Origin of the sequence: Photobacterium sagamiensis (assembly GCF_050337085.1) — a bacterium.
Classification (GTDB): Bacteria; Pseudomonadota; Gammaproteobacteria; order Enterobacterales; family Vibrionaceae; genus Photobacterium; species Photobacterium sagamiensis.
The window spans coordinates 26,247-42,935 of record NZ_JAKJSP010000012.1; the positions used below are offsets into that span (position 1 = coordinate 26,247).

Below are 16,689 nucleotides of genomic sequence, written 5' to 3' on the forward strand. Positions count from 1 at the left end.
TGCAGTAGGCTGTTTTTTTATACATAATCGCTTATAAAAATGAAGGATACATGAAAGATTGTGAGGATTTGAACTCGGTTTTGGCTCTGTTTTACCTGATAGGGGTCAAGTTATTTCCGATAAAGTTCATAAACCTCATCAAGTTAGGTATAGTAAGTTGCTTAAAGCGTAGTTTGTAAATATAGCTCAGTAAATACCGCTTAGTTCGTGAATCCAGCTATTCACTTAATGCCATTATTGTGGAATGCAAATGACAGAAGAAAACGTATTCAAATGGCCCGTAACCATTTACTACGAAGATACAGATGTGGGGGGCTTGGTTTACCACTCCAATTACCTCAAGTTTTTCGAACGTGCCCGAACTGAATTATTACGAAGCATTGGGGTTAGCCAGCAAAGCATGTTTGATGACAATACCAGCTTCGTTGTACGCCATATGGATATTGATTTTCTCAAAGGCGCACGATTAGACGAAAAACTTGTCATACGTACGAAAGCTAACGCCGTACGTAAAGCTTCCATCGAATTTTGTCAGGATTTAGTAAACAATGACGGTCAAATCTTGTGTAAAGCTACGGTTAAGGTAGCCTGTATCAATCCAGTGACAATGAAACCCATCGCTATTCCAGAAAATATTAAGTCGGAGATATCTAAGTGAATGCAGAACTTTCGATCCTAGACCTTTTCTTGCAGGCCAGCCTGTTAGTAAAGATCGTTATGCTGATACTACTTAGTATGTCAGTCGTTTCCTGGACGATGATTATCAAACGGTCCCAGATACTGTCTAATGCAGCCAATAAGGCTGAGCGTTTTGAGGATCGTTTCTGGTCGGGCGTTGATCTCTCACAGCTCTATCAGGAAGTTCAGGCGCGCAAAGATAACCTGATGGGTACTGAACAGATTTTTTATGCAGGTTTTAAAGAGTTTGCCCGTCTGCACCGTAGTAACGGCAAGGTACCAGAAGCGGTGATGGAAGGCACGGGCCGGGCAATGCGTGTTTCATTGTCTCGTGAAGTCGACGAACTGGAAACCAGCCTGCCTTACCTTGCAACTGTTGGTTCAATCAGCCCCTATATTGGCCTGTTTGGTACCGTCTGGGGGATCATGCATGCATTTATCGCCATAGGTGCGATGAAGCAAGCCACACTAGCAATGGTCGCACCGGGTATTGCCGAAGCGCTTGTTGCTACCGCGATGGGTCTGTTTGCCGCGATACCGGCTGTTATGTTTTATAACAAGCTCACCAATCAGGTCTCCAAGCTGGAACACACCTACGCAACCTTTATGGAAGAATTTTCAAGCATTCTTCACCGTCAGGCATTTGCCGCCGGTCAGGAGTAATAAGCCATGACTTATCAGCCTAAGAAGCGAAAAATGACGGCTGAAATCAATGTCGTCCCTTACATTGATGTAATGCTGGTACTGTTGATCATCTTTATGGTGACCTCTCCTTTTGTCACTCAGGGTGTGGATGTGGAACTACCATCGACACAAACAGCCAAAACAGCTGCTGAACTGGCTGAAAACAGTGATGGTGCCCCCATTATTGTTGAAGTTGATCAAGACGGTCATTTGGGCTTGAGTGTCGATAATGGCGAGATGATCCGCGGTTTAGCACTAAGAGAGCTGTTAACCCGGGTTAAGGCCGAGATGCAAATTAACCCTAAGTCGTCAGTGATGGTGGGGGGGGATGGCCGGGTGCCGTATTCCTTTATCATTGAAACACTTGATGCCCTAAATCAGGCCGGGGTTGGCTCTGTTGGCTTAATGACCGAACCATTAGAGCAATAGGCAGGCGGCTGGATGAAAAAGAATAATTACAGCGTGGCCGTCATCATTTCGTTATGTTTACATGCGTTACTCTTAGCTGCACTGTTATGGGGAACGGATTTCTCCATGAACAAACCGAAAATACACGGCAATACGATTAAGGCGGTAGTCGTCGATCCTGCGCTGGTTAACCAGCAGGCCCAGAAGATCCGACAACAACGGAATGCAGCCAAAAAAGCGGAACAGGATCGACTCAAACGGCTCGAGCAGCAAGCTGACTCATTAGAGAAGCAGCGTAAAGCGGAAGAACAACGCCTGCGGGAGCTGAAAGCCGATAAGCTACAAGCGGAAAAAGAAACCCGTAAAGCCGAAGCCGAGCGTAAGCGTGTTGCTGTTGCGAAAGAGAAAGAGAAAAAGAAAGCGGCAGAAGAAAAACGTAAGGCGGACGAAGCGACACGTGTTGCCAAGCAGCAGGCAGCAAAAGCCGATGCTGAGCGGAAAGCAAAACAAGAAGCGACGCGTAAAGCGAAAGAAGAAACCCGTAAAGCTGAATTAGCACGTCAGAAAAAGGTTGAAGAACAACGCAAGGCAGAGGAAGCAGCACGTAAAGCGGAAGAAGAAACCCGTAAAGCTAAAGCTGCACAAAAAGAAGCGGAACGTAAAGCTGCCGAAGCGAAAGAGTTACAGCGTCAGCAAGAAGATGCGCTGAACGACATGTTTTCAGGCTTAGAAGCGGAAACCGAGCAACGCGGCGGGGCGCGAGGTCAGTTTGTAACTGATGAAGCTGACCGTTATGGCACGATCTATACTCAGATGATCCAGCAAAATTTGCTGGTAGACCAAGGCTTTTTGGGTAAAGAGTGTGTTTTGACTATGCGCTTGTCTGTTAATGGTTTACTACTGGATGCATCGCAAGCTGGTGGCGACAAAACTCTTTGCCGAGCGGCGAAAGCAGCGGTAGTGAAAGTGAGCCAGTTCCCGATGCCGGATGATCCCCTGGTCATCGAGAAACTTCGCAGTATCAGACTGACTGTAAGCCCACAATGATGAAGGAGCTGTTGATGAAACGTTGGATAATGGGCTTGTGTATTGCTCTTTTGAGTTTTAGCCAAATCGCACAAGCTGAACTTGAGCTGGTCATTACCGAAGGTATTGACTCAGCCCGCCCGATAGGTGTGGTGCCGTTTCAATGGGAAGGGGAAGGCAAACTGCCAACCGATATCTCATCGGTCATTGTTTCAGATTTACGTCGTAGCGGTAAATTCAGCCCGGTTGCGACCAGTAAAATGCCGCAAACACCATACAGCGAAGAGCAGGTTGATTACACTGCCTGGACATCGCTTGGTGTGGATGCCTTAGTCACGGGCAAGATCAGTCTGAATGCGGATGGTAACTATGTCATTAATTATCAATTGGTTGATCTGGTTCGCGGCCAGTTAACCAGTGGTGACAGCCGTGGTTTAAGCAATGGCGAATTGGTGCTGACCAAAGATCACCTGTTAGTGAATAACCGTGCCACCGTGAAAGAAAGCCGCCTGCGCCAATACGCCCACCGTATTTCTGATGTGGTGTATGAAAAATTAATCGGCGACCGCGGGGCCTTTTTAACCCGCATTGCTTATGTGGTTATTGATGATAAGGCGAAGTACCCGTATCAGCTGCGTGTTGCTGACTATGATGGTTTTAACGAGCGCCTGGTGCTTAAATCGCAACAGCCATTGATGTCACCAGCCTGGTCACCCGATGGCAGCAAATTAGCTTATGTAAGTTTCGAGAACAAACAAGCTCAGATCTTTATCATGGATATCTATAAAGGTACCCGTGAAATGATCACCTCTTTCCCGCGTCATAATGGTGCCCCACGTTTCTCACCTGATGGAAAGAAACTGGCAATAGTCTTATCGAAAAGCGGCAGCTTGCAGATTTACGTAAAAGATCTGGCAACAAAAAAACTGACCCAGGTTACACGTGGCCGGGCCAATAATACCGAAGCATTTTGGGATCCAGATAGCCAGTCATTGATCTTTACTTCAGACAGAGGTGGTAAACCTCAGATATATCGAGTAAATTTAGCTGACGGTCTGACTAAGCGCCTGACTTGGCAGGGAAGTCAAAACCTTGGGGGTCAATTGACGCCTGATGGTCGATATCTGGTGATGGTACACAGGTCGGATTCTGGGTACAACATAGCCAAACAAGACTTGAAAACCGGTGCTCTTCAAATATTAACGAAAACATTTTTGGATGAGTCGCCGAGTATTGCTCCTAATGGCGGCATGGTTATCTACAGCTCAGTAAATAATAAATCTAATGAGTTGTCGTTAGTGTCGATTGACGGACGTTTTAAAGCACGATTACCTGCGACGAACGGGCGTGTACGGGCTCCATCCTGGGGGCCGTTCCAATAATGTTCACCGTAAATAGTGATAAGAAAGGAAAAATAAAATGCAACTGAATAAAATTTTAAAGGGACTGGCAATTGCGCTGCCAATGATGACGCTTGCAGCATGTAGCTCAACTGAAAGCACTGATAGTTCAGCGGCTTCTGAAACATCTACAACGGGCGCAGAGCAGACTGTTGTGACAACACCTGTAGACGGTGGTTCTGCTTCACTGTCAGAGCAAGAGCTACGTAGCCAAGAGCTTCGTCAAGAGCAAACTATTTACTTTAAGTTTGATAATGCAGAAATCCAGGCTGATTTCCAGGCAATGCTAGAAGCTCACGCTGAATACCTGAGCGGCAACACTGCAATGAAAGTTATCGTTGAAGGTCACGCTGATGAGCGTGGTACGCCAGAGTACAACATTGCACTGGGTGAACGCCGTGCAAGTGCTGTAGCAAAATACCTGCAAGCTCTAGGTGTATCTGCTAGCCAAATCTCAATTGTTAGCTACGGTGAAGAAAAGCCTCTAGTTCTAGGCCACACTGATACTGACTATGCGAAGAACCGTCGTGCGGTTCTTGTTTACTAATAACAGGTAAACATTATGAACAGTAACATTATGCGAAATATTGCATTAGCGTTGCTGGTTGGTGCGGCGACCCAGGTGGTCGCCGCACCTGCTCCGGTTACTGAACTTAACAGTAATGGTGCTCAAGGCAGCAGCCTTGAGCGCTTGGAGCGGATGCTTGAATCTCGTAATCAGGTACAGCTTGATATGCAGCGCCAGCTGGATCAGCTTGCATCTGAAATGGATGAACTCCGTGGTTTGGTTGAACGCAATAGCTATGATTTAAGTCAGATGCTTGAGCGTCAGCGCGAACTATACCGTGAAGTTGATACATTAAGTCGACAGCCTCAGAAAAAAGAGACTGAAGATGTGGGATCTAAATCAGCATCTTCAGAAACTTATACCAGCAACGTAAGTGAAAACGAAGCGTATGAAAAAGCCGTAAATCTTATTCTGAAAGAAAAGGATTATGTCGGTGCTGTGACAGCGTTCAATGATTTTTTAACCGCTTACCCTGAGTCTGCTTATAAGCCGAATGCACATTACTGGCTGGGTCAATTGTACTTTACCCAGAATCAGTTGCCGGAAGCGAGTGAAAACTTTATAGCGGTTGCCAGTGTTAAAGATTCCAATAAGCGTGCGGATGCGATGCTGAAGCTGGGTGTGATTGCCGAACGTAGCAAAAAGCCCGAGCAGGCGAAGAAATACTATCAAGAAGTTATCTCTGCGTATCCTGATTCAACCAGTTCGCGTCAGGCTGAAAGTCACCTGAAGAAGCTTGGTAAGTGATCACCGGAATTAATTGATCAATTGATAAAGACCAGCGTTCTCGCTGGTCTTTTTGTATATACCACATTTCGTTCGAATTGAGTTCCCAGGGAAAGCGCTGAATTTCGCTTCTTGAGGCGATTTGGGTATAATACCCGAATTAGTAAGGACCAGCTGATAGAGCAAGAGAGTCATGAGCCTAACATTCGATCCCTCTGAAATGATTTACCCGTTTCCACCTAAGCCAGTACCACTGTCAGACGATGAGAAACTGACATATAGAGCGAAAATCAAAAGCCTGCTGAAGGAAAAAGATGCAGTTTTGGTTGCCCACTACTATACCGATCCTGAAATTCAGGCCCTGGCTGAAGAAACCGGCGGTTTTGTTGGTGATTCTCTGGAGATGGCCCGTTTTGGTAATCAACATCCGGCAAAAACGTTGATTATTTGTGGTGTTCGCTTTATGGGTGAATCTGCAAAAATTCTGACGCCTGAAAAACAGGTACTGATGCCGACATTGGAAGCCGAATGCTCGCTTGATTTAGGTTGCCCGGCAGATAAATTTTCCGAGTTTTGTGATGCCCACCCTGATCATACTGTTGTGGTGTATGCCAATACGTCAGCCGCAGTAAAAGCACGGGCTGACTGGGTTGTAACATCCAGTATTGCACTTGAAATCGTCGAGCACCTTGATAGTGAAGGTAAGAAAATTATCTGGGGGCCAGACCGCCATTTAGGGGCTTACATCCAGAAGCAAACCGGCGCCGAGATGCTGCTGTGGCAAGGTGAGTGCGTGGTTCACGACGAGTTTTCAGCAAAAGCATTGCGTGATATGAAAGCACTGTATCCTGATGCCGCCATTCTTGTTCACCCTGAATCACCCGCAAGCGTTGTAGCTTTGGCTGACGCTGTCGGCTCTACCAGCCAGTTGATTAAAGCGGCTAAAGAGTTACCCAATCAGCAGTTAATCGTCGCGACTGATAAAGGTATCTTCTTTAAGATGCAGCAAATGGTACCGGGAAAAGAGTTAATGGAAGCGCCAACGGCTGGTGCCGGTGCAACCTGCCGTAGTTGTGCCCACTGCCCGTGGATGGCAATGAACGGCCTGAAAGCCATTGAGCTGGGACTGAGAGAAGGTGGTGAAAAACACGAAATCTTTGTTGACGAGTCTCTGCGTGAGAAGTCATTGATCCCGTTAAACCGTATGCTCGATTTTGCGGCTGAATTGCAACTAAAGGTGAAAGGTAACGCTTAAGCGTACTCTCTGGAACTTTTCTGAAGTGGCGGCCATTTGAGCCGCCATTTTTATGTGCTGTACTCGGACAGTAATTTATATCGCACTTAAGTCATCGGTATGATTGATTAGTGCAACTTTACCAAAGCCTGCGCACGCAGAGTAAGACCGCATAACATTGTGGGTACTGAGTTGAAGATCTCTTCAAACTGCGCAAGACCATCGGCACCTTCTTCAGCCAGCACCATCATGGCATTTTCCGGATCATACAGTAAGCTGATAGACAACAGTACGCCGCCCAGCAGTGCATTATCTTCACTGTCTTCAGGCATGATGGTTTCCCAGTCATCACGGGTCAGTTGCCAGCCTTGCAACATTCCTTCTGCAAAATCACGGGTATCTTCAGACACCAGCTCCTTGTCATCGAGTGAACACGTTTCAGGCCACTGCCAGCTACCGGAAAGTAGTGTTTCACGGCTTTCATTCCAAATATTAATGATGGCGTTAGCATAAGCTTCAAGATCTTCATGGCTGGCAAACGGTGATATTTCATCGCCCCCCCATAGGAAAGCAAGCCATTCAGATGGGTCAAGAAGGTGAGGGGCCGCAGCCATCGCGGCAACAAAACCTCGGGTTTGCGCTTCAGATAACAGCTGATCTGCCAGCTCCGGGTCTTGAAGTAGCACACTCAGTTGTGAAGATGGTTGTGAAGACATAGTAGAATCTCAATTCGTTTGCTCGTGTCACTATTCATCTCTTTGCGTGTAACCGAGACCGCGCTGATTTGAATCGCCACAGAATAAATAATATTTTTTATATTGTAACAGCCCGGTTAAACCTGAGCAGTAGTCGTCAGCTGTTATTTGTCGAACGTGGTGTAATTTGCTGAATAAAAGAACAAATAATGTCGATTAGAATGAATTTAGTTGACCTTACAGTTCCTGATCACTATAGTACGCTGCGTTGAGACGCATAGCGTTCAACAACAATTTGTGGTGAGGTGTCCGAGTGGCTGAAGGAGCACGCCTGGAAAGTGTGTATACGGCAACGTATCGAGGGTTCGAATCCCTCCCTCACCGCCATCAAATTCAGAGAAAACCCGTTGATTTATCAACGGGTTTTTTTGTATGCGTCGCTTAATATAATGTAAATGATCAAGAGCTAAGAACGCACTTGAATGTTTAATAGACGTATCTGATCATGGCCCGGATATCTTGAGCGCTGCGTACTGGATTCATCATGCCCGTCGCCAAGGCGTCGTCGATGGTCATCGGCGCGCTGGCGCTGCCAAAGAACCCGTTACTGCCCGTGTAGTCGTAGTCGATGTAGGTATAACGTAGCTGCAGGTATAACGCTTTATCGATCAGCGGCAAGTTATAGTACGCCTCGTAAGCATCGCCGCGGGCGGCGATCTTAGAGCCGACTAGCGTATCTTCCCCGTAAGTAAATGACCGCCAGTATTTGGAGCCGTGGTTATACTCGAACCCGAACGAATCGTTGTCCAAAAAGCCTGGGATTTTGGCCCCGACCCAGTAGGAATAACCCGTTTCCTTATCCATGGAGCCTAACATCGCCCTGCCGTTTTTCGGATCGGTCTGAGAGGCTGAAACCGAGGCGAAGACTAAGGTATCATCGAGGAAATCATTGATAAATTCGCCGATCCCGTTGACTTCCATCGACAAGGTCGCGTTGTTAATGTTGCCAAAATCCTTAAACGAGTAATCATCGTTGATCATGATGTCATTTATATCCATGCCAATCATATTATTGGCATGGTAGATCTGCGCCTTAATGTCGTACTGGCCATCATTGTAAGGGGTGAAGATAAACCCGATCATATCAATATTGTCGGTCTTCGATTCATCTTTGGCATAATCGGTGCCATTTGACATGAAGCGCGAGCTGGCGTTGCTCAGTCCCCGTCCGGCGCAGAGCTTGAGCGCCATTCCGTCAATGCCGGTGACCTTATCGAGCTTGGTATTTAAACTCAGACCATCAAATTCAACGTTGATGGAGTGTGCCAACGGTGATTTCTCTTCTTCAAATCCTTCACGGTGATTCGCCAGAAAGCCATTGGTCGAAGGGCGCCGTCCCAGGCTGAAGGTCCAGGGGATCTGCTCATTTCCCAGGAAGGCATCACCGAGGTAGAGCATATATACCTCTTTTACCTTGAGCTCATTGCCGTCAAGGTTCTCATTAACAACCCAGTCAAAATCAGCAAATCTGGATATATTGCGCTGATTATGCTGAGCCGTGTCACCGAATGCCTTGTTGTAAGAGAGCAAGCCTTTAAATATCAGTTTTTGGTTGTACTGATAGCCCATCCCTAATTGCAGTCGATTCGACAATAATGCGTCATTTTTCGCGGTTGAACCATCGGCGAGCTTGTATTCGATATTATCTGCGGTCACACGATAGTCGACATCAAATTTAAGGTTATTACCACCCGCTTCTTTTTGCAGTTCACGGACTTGTTCTTTTAGCATTTCAATATCTTCAGCTTGGTCGGCTAATGCCGGGGCTGATAATGCAAGAATAAGGGCAGTTGCAATAGGAGTTAACTTGTTCATAATTCTTCCTTGTTTTATATAAAATGAACAACGATGGGGTTATCCGTAACCCAATATCACATAATTCGATAACACCATCTTTTATTTCACTGTATTAATTACAACTCGCTAATTCACCGCTGTCAGCTGCATACTTCATCGCAAAATCTTTAACATCGGGAGCTATCTTTAGGAACTTATCGCTTTCAAGAAATTCTTTTGATTCCGGGTGTTTTTTTGAGTATTCTTTAATGAATTTCGCGCCATCTTTTTTGAATAATCGCTTCCATTCCACTTTGAGATGTTGACCAGCAAAATCCTGGCCATTGTATTCAAAATGCGGGCGAAGATACTTCAGGTAATATTTCTGCCCTTTATCGACATCTGCTGAAGCATTGAATGCGAGCATTAAACTAAACGCGGTTAAAATTATTTTTTTCATAGTTGCCACCTTGCTTTTATTATTAATATTCCAGTTAGTCTTTGATACTTTCTTTACCGGTGATCATTGCCCGAATATGGGACGAAAGTTTTTCGCCAAAGGTGATCATATACAGATGTATCACCAGAAAACTCAGCAGCGCGTAGGCAATGAACGTATGTAAGATCGCGATAAGATCGATCTGGTCTATTACACCGTATGCTCGTAATTCAGGAAAAAAGTAAAAGCATATCCCTGTGATTACCTGCAATGGCAGTAAACCAAATACAATTCCGATATACCCCAAACGTTGTAGCGGATTGAATTTATCTTCCGGCGTCATATGGTGGGGGTGCTTCTCCCCGACAAATACGCCGTACAGGTAGAATCGGAGTGTGCTATCGACGTTCTTCAAGGAAAGCGTGTATTGTCGCCATTCGCCGGTCGTGAATATCCAGGTGAAGATCAGCACGATGAGTCCGGCCCAGATAAATCCGGCAATATTGTGTAGCTCGATCGCAGAGCCAAACCCAAACAGGGTAAATAATCCGTGCGCTTCCAGTCCCGTTAGGATCAGTAACAGGATGAGGGCAGCCTGACCCCAGTGCCAAAATCGCTCAAACCGCTTGAATATCACAACGACCTTATTCATCTCTTTATTTTTCATCGTTACTGCCTCCCTGTTGCTGCTTTCTTCTTCGGGCTGTGATGTAGCGATAGCCGCCGTGACCGGCAACTCCGAACAGTCCACCAAAGATGGCTAGCGCACCAAACCCTTCAATCCATGGATTGGCATTACGTCCTATCAAGTAAAAACCGGTGAGTTCGTCCAGTCGGCCATCACGTGCATGGCATGCTTCACATTCCAATGCCTGTTCAGCCGGCGCAACCATGTGCTTGATCGGCCAGTAGCCATTGGTTTCGATAAAGTCGAACTCGCCGCTGAATTCCACTTCGTTATTTTTGGCTCCGGCTTCGAGTGCTTTGTTCCAATCGTATTCAGTCCAGAAGGCGCCCGAGCCTTTGCGGCCATAGAGCTTAAGCGGCAGGATCCGGTTCATCACAGTGTCATAGGGTTGCTTGCCACGATGGATCTTGAATGGCCAGATGCGGGCGTCCGGATCTTGGTAGTCGCCGCTTGGTGGGTTGATGTCGATCGGTGCCGAAGCGGGATCGATTTCGTCCTGAAGCGTCATCTGCTTGAGCTCGCCTTTGTACCAGCGATATTCAGGCACTACGTTACGCCCCCAGGTGAAGGTACCCTTTTTGGTCATATAGCTGTGCGCCTCGACGCCATCGAACATATCGTCTTCGGCATAGGGCTTGCCATCTTTGAGTTTGCCTGCTGTCGACCAGTCCCAGCTGAGTTTGGTCAGATATGGGCCGCGAGCCATTTCAGGAATATGGCAGGAGGTACAGGCAACCTTGGATGTATGGTTATCGAGCTGTCTTTCCTCATGAGGTTTAGTGTCATGGCATGATTCGCAGGAGACATTTTTGCCCTCGCGAGCCTGGCGACCCATATTCGGCTCGTGGTCAATAAAGGCTTTCCGGTCGTTGTAACGCCCTGAGATCTGATGGCCACTGGTTGAGTGACAGGTTTGGCAGGTGAAGTTGAGCTTGTCAGAACTCATATGTACATCGAGTTCATGAACCGGATCAACCAATGACATATCGGTATCACCATGTTTGACGCCATTACCCCCTCCGCCATTAGCATGGCAGGCCAGGCAGTTTTGCCGCTGAGGTGCGCCGACATTTTGTGCCACCTTGCGTAGATCAACCGCAGGGATGATTTTGCCTCCGACCTTAGTGTCTTCGTAGTAGGGATGACCCGACATCGCCGCCGACTTCTTATAAGTGCCGGTGGTGTCGTGGCAAACTAGACAATCAACATTTTCTTCCGCTTCAAGGTCAAAATCATCGTTGCGCCAGCCGTAACCGGTATGACATTGCGTACAGCTCTCGTTTCCTCGTGCGGCTATGCAGTAGTTGTTGAAGCCGTTTTTCCCCTTACCGACCATTTTGCCATCGACCTTGGCTGCCCAACGCCAATGAAAGGTCTGGTGGAGTTGGCTAGCCGCTTCGGTGTGACATTCCAGGCACGCCTCGGTGACGTCAGGCGCATAGTCAAACTCCTGATCAAGCGATTCGAATTTGGCGTGATCTGCAGTGTTTAAGCTGGTATTGGTCGCTGTCGGTAACTGTGTCTCCATCGGTGAAGAGGAAGCGTTTCCATACCCACACCAAGCGAAGAACAGTAAAAATAAAACCACAATGTTATGTTTCATATAGAAACATCTCCCTCAATGTGAAACCGGCTTAACTATCAATGCCGCAAAATAAAATGCTATTAAATGCGCCACATTTTGCCATTGACAGTTCCTATATGATTCAACCTTAGCATGCGATTTGGTGCATAAATGCTATCCAGATCAAATAAATTAAGTAAATGCTAAATTAGTAAAAGATTCATTAGGTGGCGGTTTATTAGTGCCTGTTAATTTAGTTGTTAAAGGTATATGGAGGGGTGGGGTATAAAGTGTGTTGCATGGCATTCGCGATAGGCATGCAATATCGCCTAACATCATAATGGATGATATTCGAGCAAAATCACTTGAAATGTAAGGGATATTTGAAGTTCGTCAAATATCTGAGTTATATGCAATTCTTCTTGGGAAGACCTGAAAATATTTTCATTTCTTATGCCTATAATTTCATACCACTTTAGGGGTGGTTATTGATTGTTTAATCAATCTGGTAGGTGGGGCTTTATGAAAAGAAGGCGTTATTTCTGGATACCTATAGCCCTAACGCTCGTTGCGGCTGTTGGACTGGTATTTCTTGGGCATGCAAGTTTAGTTACTTATATGGTTAGTGGTGGTCTGCTGGTTGCAGGCTATCTTTCTGCCCGTTTTTTACAATCCGGGCATGATGCCGCTGTTGCACTGGCGCAGGAACAACAGGCGAAAGAATTACTGGTTAAACAGCAATATTCGCAAGAACAACTGACTCGTTTGGTCGAACTTTGCCTGCAGGTGTTGCCGATATGGCAAAGGCAGCTGTGTACGGTAAGGCTGCAGACTGAAACTGAGATCACGGCCTTGTCGCAGCGCTTTTCCGAGATCATTTCCGAACTGGATAAGACAATGACAGAGTCTCAGCATGCTGCCGGGGGAGGGCAGGATAACGGCCAGCATGGGGTTATTGCAGTACTCAGTGACAGTGAGAACCACCTTAACCAGGTCATTACCCAGCTGCGATCGACCATGCAGGCCAAAGAAAAGATGTTGGCTCAGGTTAGTCACTTGGCCAGTTATACCGAAGAATTAGACAAGATGGCCGTAGATGTTGCCAAGATTGCTGATCAGACCAACTTACTGGCACTGAATGCAGCTATTGAAGCGGCCAGGGCGGGCGATCAAGGGCGTGGTTTTGCGGTGGTGGCCGGTGAAGTACGTAATTTGTCACAGCTGTCAGGGGAAACCGGTAAACATATTCGTGACAAGGTGTCGATGATTAACCAGGCAATAGCAGATACGGTAAACATTGCAGAGCAGAGCGCACATCAGGATGCGCAGGCTGAAGCCGCTTCAGAAACCAATATTGAATCAATTCTTGCTAATTTTAATCGGCTTGCCTCTGATCTGAGTGGCTCGGCCTCATTGCTACAAGATAAAAATAGGGATATCCAACAGGAGATATCTGGCGTCATCGTTTCTTTGCAGTTTCAAGATCGCGCCAGTCAAATTATCACCCAGGTAGAGATGAACCTTGACAAGTTGCAAGCTGAGATCACCGATTATGAGTCAGAGCAGCATAACGGTGATGAGGCGCATCGGCTTGATGTTTCAACCTGGTTGAATGAGATGAAGCAAGATTATGTGGCTCAGGAGCAACATCTTAATCATGAAACAAATGAGGTGGCAACCGCCTCCACACGTGATGACGAGATAACTTTCTTTTAATCCTCGGAGAGTGCTATGGCTAAAACAATTTTGATTTTGGATGATTCGGCTCCGATCCGTCAGGTCGTAGGCATTGCGCTTCGAGGGGCTGGATATGAAGTCGTTGAAGCGAAAGATGGCATAGACGGTATTGAGAAATTGAATGGCCAGAAGCTCAATTTGATCATTACCGATGTCAACATGCCAAGAATGGACGGTATCACCTTTGTAAAAGAGGTGAAAAAGATGCCCCGTTATAAATTTACTCCCATCATTATTCTGACCACCGAATCACAGGATAATAAAAAGCAAGAGGGCAGGGCCGCGGGAGCCAAAGCATGGGTTGTTAAACCGTTTCAGCCGCCTCAGCTGTTGAATGCGGTCGCCAAACTGATTTTACCTTGAGGTGAGGACAACAGATGGATATCACCATAAAGCAGGAACAGGCTGGGCCGGAATGTAAGCTGAGCCTGACAGGCGAAATGTCTATTTATAGTGTCACCGAGCTAAAACCCCGCTTGCTGGCTTACTTACACGAAAATCAATCGGTATTGTTTGATCTGACTGAGGTGAGTGAAATGGATATGGCAGGTATACAGCTGTTGTGGCTGTGTCACCAGGAGGCGGCGAAGGCGGGTAAGGCGTTAGCGATTGCTGGTATCAGCTCTGCCGCCCTGGAGGCCATTACTTTGTTGCGACTTGAGCGGCAGTTCAATTTACAACCCGTGTAGTTAGTCGATTTTCATTCTCGCTGAATGGGCAGACTATTATCCCGATTGGTATAAGGAGAGGGAAATGGATGAGATGGAACAAGCCAAAGAGATGTTTGTCGATGAGAGCCTGGATTTGCTGCAGGAGATGGAGTCGGCATTAAACCAGTTAAAAGCAGCTCCCGAGAATGGTGAGCTGATCAATCTGGTATTTCGGGCTGCTCACACCATCAAGGGATCGGCCGGATTGTTCGGCTTTGATGGGATCGTTGCTTTTACTCATACCGTGGAAAACGTGCTGGAGCAGGTCAGAGCCGGTGAACGGCTGTGTGATGATGCACTGATTGCTTCCTTGTTAGGTTGCCGGGATCATATTGAAAGCTTGATTGAGCAGCTCGGCAGTGACACACGAGAGCTGGATGAACGCGGGCGAGGATTACTGGAGCGATTAGCTGAGCTAACGACTAATCAGCCGAGCCTGATTGAAAATGCCCCAAATGCTGTGCGGCAGCATGATGCTGAGGATCCAGAGATTGTCCAGAATCTGGCCTGCAGGTATGTCAATAATGCGTACTGGCACCTCTCACTACGGTTTGGCAAGGATGTGTTACGTAATGGCATGGATCCACTCTCTTTCCTTCGTTACCTCTCCTCTTTAGGTAAGATTGTCGAACTCGTTCCTCTGTTTCACACCTTGCCCGGTGGCAGTGAAATGGACCCCGAATCCTGTTATCTCGGGCTGGAGCTTCAGCTCGACAGCGACACTGATAAATCTACCCTGATGTCGGTATTTGAATTTGTTGCTGACGAATGTCAGATCCACATCATTCCCCCCCATAGTGAGCTTCAGCAATATGTGCAGTTAATTAGTGATCTGGCAGATGAAGCTATCAGCTTAGGACAGGTACTACTGCGATGCGGTGCGCTGACGCTAGATGAACTGAATATGATCATGAACCGGCCGGAAGAACTAGAGCAAGTCTCTTTGCCGGAAATAGAGGTAGCCAAACCGGAGCCGACCGTCGATGTTGTATCTGATGATGAGCAGGAAAAGCAGCCCCTCACTTCCACGGCGGACAGCAAACCAGCCAAAGTCACGGAATCAAAACGTCAGGAAAGCCGAAGTCTGCGGGTTGATGCCCACAAGTTGGATCAATTGATTAATCTGGTTGGCGAACTGGTCATTGCCGGTGCGAATACCAGCTTGCTGGCCCGTCAGAATGGTGAACCTGAATTGGTGGAATCGAGCGCTGTCGTCTCCTTGTTGGTGGAGGAGATCAGAGGGTTGTCTTTGCATTTAAGAATGATACCGATAGATGACACCTTCAAACGTTTTCATCGTGTTGTGCGTGAGATCAGTCGTGATTTAGGCAAAGAAATCCGGTTGAAAATTGAGGGCGGTGATACCGAACTTGATAAGGGCGTGGTGGAAAAAATTGCAGACCCTCTGATGCACCTGGTCAGGAATGCGATTGACCACGGCATTGAAGCTAAAGAATTGAGGCTTGCAAAAGGTAAATCGGCGACAGGTACGATCACATTACGGGCTTATTATGACTCAGGCAGCATAGTGATTGAAGTCTGTGATGATGGCGGTGGAATTGATCCGGTTAAGGTCAGGGCCAAAGCCATTGAGAACGGGTTAATTAATGCCGAACAAAAGCTAAGTGATCAAGAGGTATTAAGGCTGATCCTGGAAGCGGGTTTAACCACAAAAACGGCAGTGAGCGATCTCTCGGGCAGAGGCGTGGGCATGGATGTGGTCAAGCGGAATATAGAAGCATTGCAAGGCAGCATTGAAGTAGAGAGCCAAAAAGGCGAAGGCTCCTTGCTACGCTTGCGTTTGCCACTGACGCTTTCAATCATTGATGGTTTTGCGGTCGGTGTGGGTACATCCACTTATGTTATTCCTCTGGATGCTGTCGTGGAGTGTATCGAATACAGCGAACAGCTCAGCCAAAATGGCGACTATGTCAACTTACGGGGGGGAATTCTGCCTTTTATTAACCTGCAAAGACAATTTAAAGAAAGCTATATCGAAGTAAAGCAAAGGAACATTGTCGTCGTACAGAGTGGGGTGCAAAAAGCGGGATTTGTTGTTGATCAGCTGCAGGGCGAGTTGCAAACCGTGATCAAGCCGTTGAGCAAGATATTCTCGCAACTTAGCGGGATCAGTGGATCAACCATTCTCGGCAGTGGTGAGGTGGCGATGATCCTGGATGTGCCGGCCTTGATCCGTGAGGCAGAAACGCGTCGGTCGTCTTGCCATGTTGGCGACGAGATGGCGGTGCAGTAAGCGATATCACTCGGCAGTAAGGGAAAGCACTGCCGATGGAAC

The 16,689-nt window shown here is 47.0% G+C and carries 16 protein-coding genes, 1 tRNA gene and 1 pseudogene; 13 read left to right on the forward strand and 5 right to left on the reverse strand.

Features of this window, described 5'->3' with window-relative positions:
- The first annotated feature begins 250 nt into the window (after positions 1-250).
- The 8 genes from ybgC (at position 251) to nadA (ending at position 6,745) form a co-directional block, all read left to right on the forward strand.
- Positions 251-658, forward strand: a complete 408-nt coding sequence (ybgC, locus tag L4D76_RS02495) for a tol-pal system-associated acyl-CoA thioesterase (protein ID WP_428439355.1) — start codon at positions 251-253, stop codon at positions 656-658.
- On the forward strand, positions 655-1,341 hold the full coding sequence (gene tolQ, locus L4D76_RS02500; RefSeq protein ID WP_428439356.1) for a protein TolQ: 687 nt from the start codon (positions 655-657) through the stop codon (positions 1,339-1,341). Before ybgC ends, tolQ begins: the two co-directional genes overlap by 4 nt.
- 6 nt (positions 1,342-1,347) lie before the next feature.
- Positions 1,348-1,791, forward strand: coding sequence for a protein TolR (gene tolR / locus L4D76_RS02505; protein WP_428439357.1), 444 nt, complete (start codon positions 1,348-1,350; stop codon positions 1,789-1,791).
- A 12-nt stretch (positions 1,792-1,803) separates the two neighbouring features.
- Positions 1,804-2,817, forward strand: a complete 1,014-nt coding sequence (tolA, locus tag L4D76_RS02510) for a cell envelope integrity protein TolA (protein WP_428439358.1) — start codon at positions 1,804-1,806, stop codon at positions 2,815-2,817.
- An 11-nt stretch (positions 2,818-2,828) separates the two neighbouring features.
- Positions 2,829-4,178 carry a Tol-Pal system beta propeller repeat protein TolB gene (tolB, locus tag L4D76_RS02515; protein ID WP_428439568.1) on the forward strand — a complete coding sequence of 450 codons (1,350 nt, stop codon included), beginning with the start codon at positions 2,829-2,831 and terminating at the stop codon, positions 4,176-4,178.
- 37 nt (positions 4,179-4,215) lie between these two features.
- On the forward strand, positions 4,216-4,743 hold the full coding sequence (gene pal, locus L4D76_RS02520; RefSeq protein ID WP_428439359.1) for a peptidoglycan-associated lipoprotein Pal: 528 nt from the start codon (positions 4,216-4,218) through the stop codon (positions 4,741-4,743).
- A gap of 15 nt (positions 4,744-4,758) precedes the next feature.
- The gene (ybgF, locus tag L4D76_RS02525; protein ID WP_428439360.1) at positions 4,759-5,511 is read left to right on the forward strand and encodes a tol-pal system protein YbgF; all 753 of its coding nucleotides are present in this window, start codon (positions 4,759-4,761) and stop codon (positions 5,509-5,511) included.
- Between the two features lie 172 nt (positions 5,512-5,683).
- Complete coding sequence (nadA, locus tag L4D76_RS02530) at positions 5,684-6,745, forward strand: quinolinate synthase NadA (protein ID WP_428439361.1); 1,062 nt, start codon at positions 5,684-5,686, stop codon at positions 6,743-6,745.
- 107 nt (positions 6,746-6,852) lie between these two features.
- Here nadA and L4D76_RS02535 read toward each other — a convergent pair whose 3' ends face one another.
- A complete protein-coding gene (locus tag L4D76_RS02535; protein WP_428439362.1) occupies positions 6,853-7,440 on the reverse strand; it encodes a UPF0149 family protein in 588 nt (195 codons plus the stop codon).
- A gap of 278 nt (positions 7,441-7,718) precedes the next feature.
- Between L4D76_RS02535 and L4D76_RS02540 the strand changes: the two genes are divergently transcribed.
- Positions 7,719-7,806: transfer RNA gene (locus tag L4D76_RS02540), tRNA-Ser, on the forward strand.
- Between the two features lie 99 nt (positions 7,807-7,905).
- On the opposite strand, the gene L4D76_RS02545 is transcribed toward L4D76_RS02540, so the two are convergent.
- The 4 genes from L4D76_RS02545 to L4D76_RS02560 form a co-directional block, all read right to left on the reverse strand.
- Positions 7,906-9,294: a DUF3373 family protein gene (locus tag L4D76_RS02545; protein WP_428439363.1), complete on the reverse strand. Its 1,389-nt coding sequence runs from the start codon at positions 9,292-9,294 to the stop codon at positions 7,906-7,908.
- A 94-nt stretch (positions 9,295-9,388) separates the two neighbouring features.
- Positions 9,389-9,715 (reverse strand): hypothetical protein, encoded by a 327-nt coding sequence (locus tag L4D76_RS02550; RefSeq protein WP_428439364.1) that lies wholly within the window; start codon positions 9,713-9,715, stop codon positions 9,389-9,391.
- A 34-nt stretch (positions 9,716-9,749) separates the two neighbouring features.
- Entirely contained in the window at positions 9,750-10,361 is a 612-nt protein-coding gene (locus tag L4D76_RS02555; RefSeq protein ID WP_428439365.1) for a cytochrome b/b6 domain-containing protein, read from the reverse strand.
- Positions 10,351-11,985 carry a tetrathionate reductase family octaheme c-type cytochrome gene (locus L4D76_RS02560; RefSeq protein ID WP_428439366.1) on the reverse strand — a complete coding sequence of 545 codons (1,635 nt, stop codon included), beginning with the start codon at positions 11,983-11,985 and terminating at the stop codon, positions 10,351-10,353. The genes L4D76_RS02555 and L4D76_RS02560 overlap by 11 nt, the downstream gene beginning before the upstream one ends.
- A 1,050-nt stretch (positions 11,986-13,035) precedes the next feature.
- On the opposite strand from L4D76_RS02560, the pseudogene L4D76_RS28920 reads away from it, so the two are divergent.
- From L4D76_RS28920 to L4D76_RS02580, 4 genes and pseudogenes are all read left to right on the forward strand, one after another.
- A pseudogene (locus tag L4D76_RS28920) lies at positions 13,036-13,308 on the forward strand (methyl-accepting chemotaxis protein); the annotation flags it as partial.
- 369 nt (positions 13,309-13,677) lie between these two features.
- Positions 13,678-14,046 (forward strand): response regulator, encoded by a 369-nt coding sequence (locus L4D76_RS02570; protein WP_428439368.1) that lies wholly within the window; start codon positions 13,678-13,680, stop codon positions 14,044-14,046.
- A gap of 14 nt (positions 14,047-14,060) precedes the next feature.
- The gene (locus L4D76_RS02575) at positions 14,061-14,372 is read left to right on the forward strand and encodes an STAS domain-containing protein (RefSeq protein WP_428439369.1); all 312 of its coding nucleotides are present in this window, start codon (positions 14,061-14,063) and stop codon (positions 14,370-14,372) included.
- A gap of 64 nt (positions 14,373-14,436) precedes the next feature.
- Positions 14,437-16,647: a chemotaxis protein CheA gene (locus tag L4D76_RS02580; RefSeq protein ID WP_428439370.1), complete on the forward strand. Its 2,211-nt coding sequence runs from the start codon at positions 14,437-14,439 to the stop codon at positions 16,645-16,647.
- The last annotated feature ends 42 nt before the right edge of the window (positions 16,648-16,689 follow it).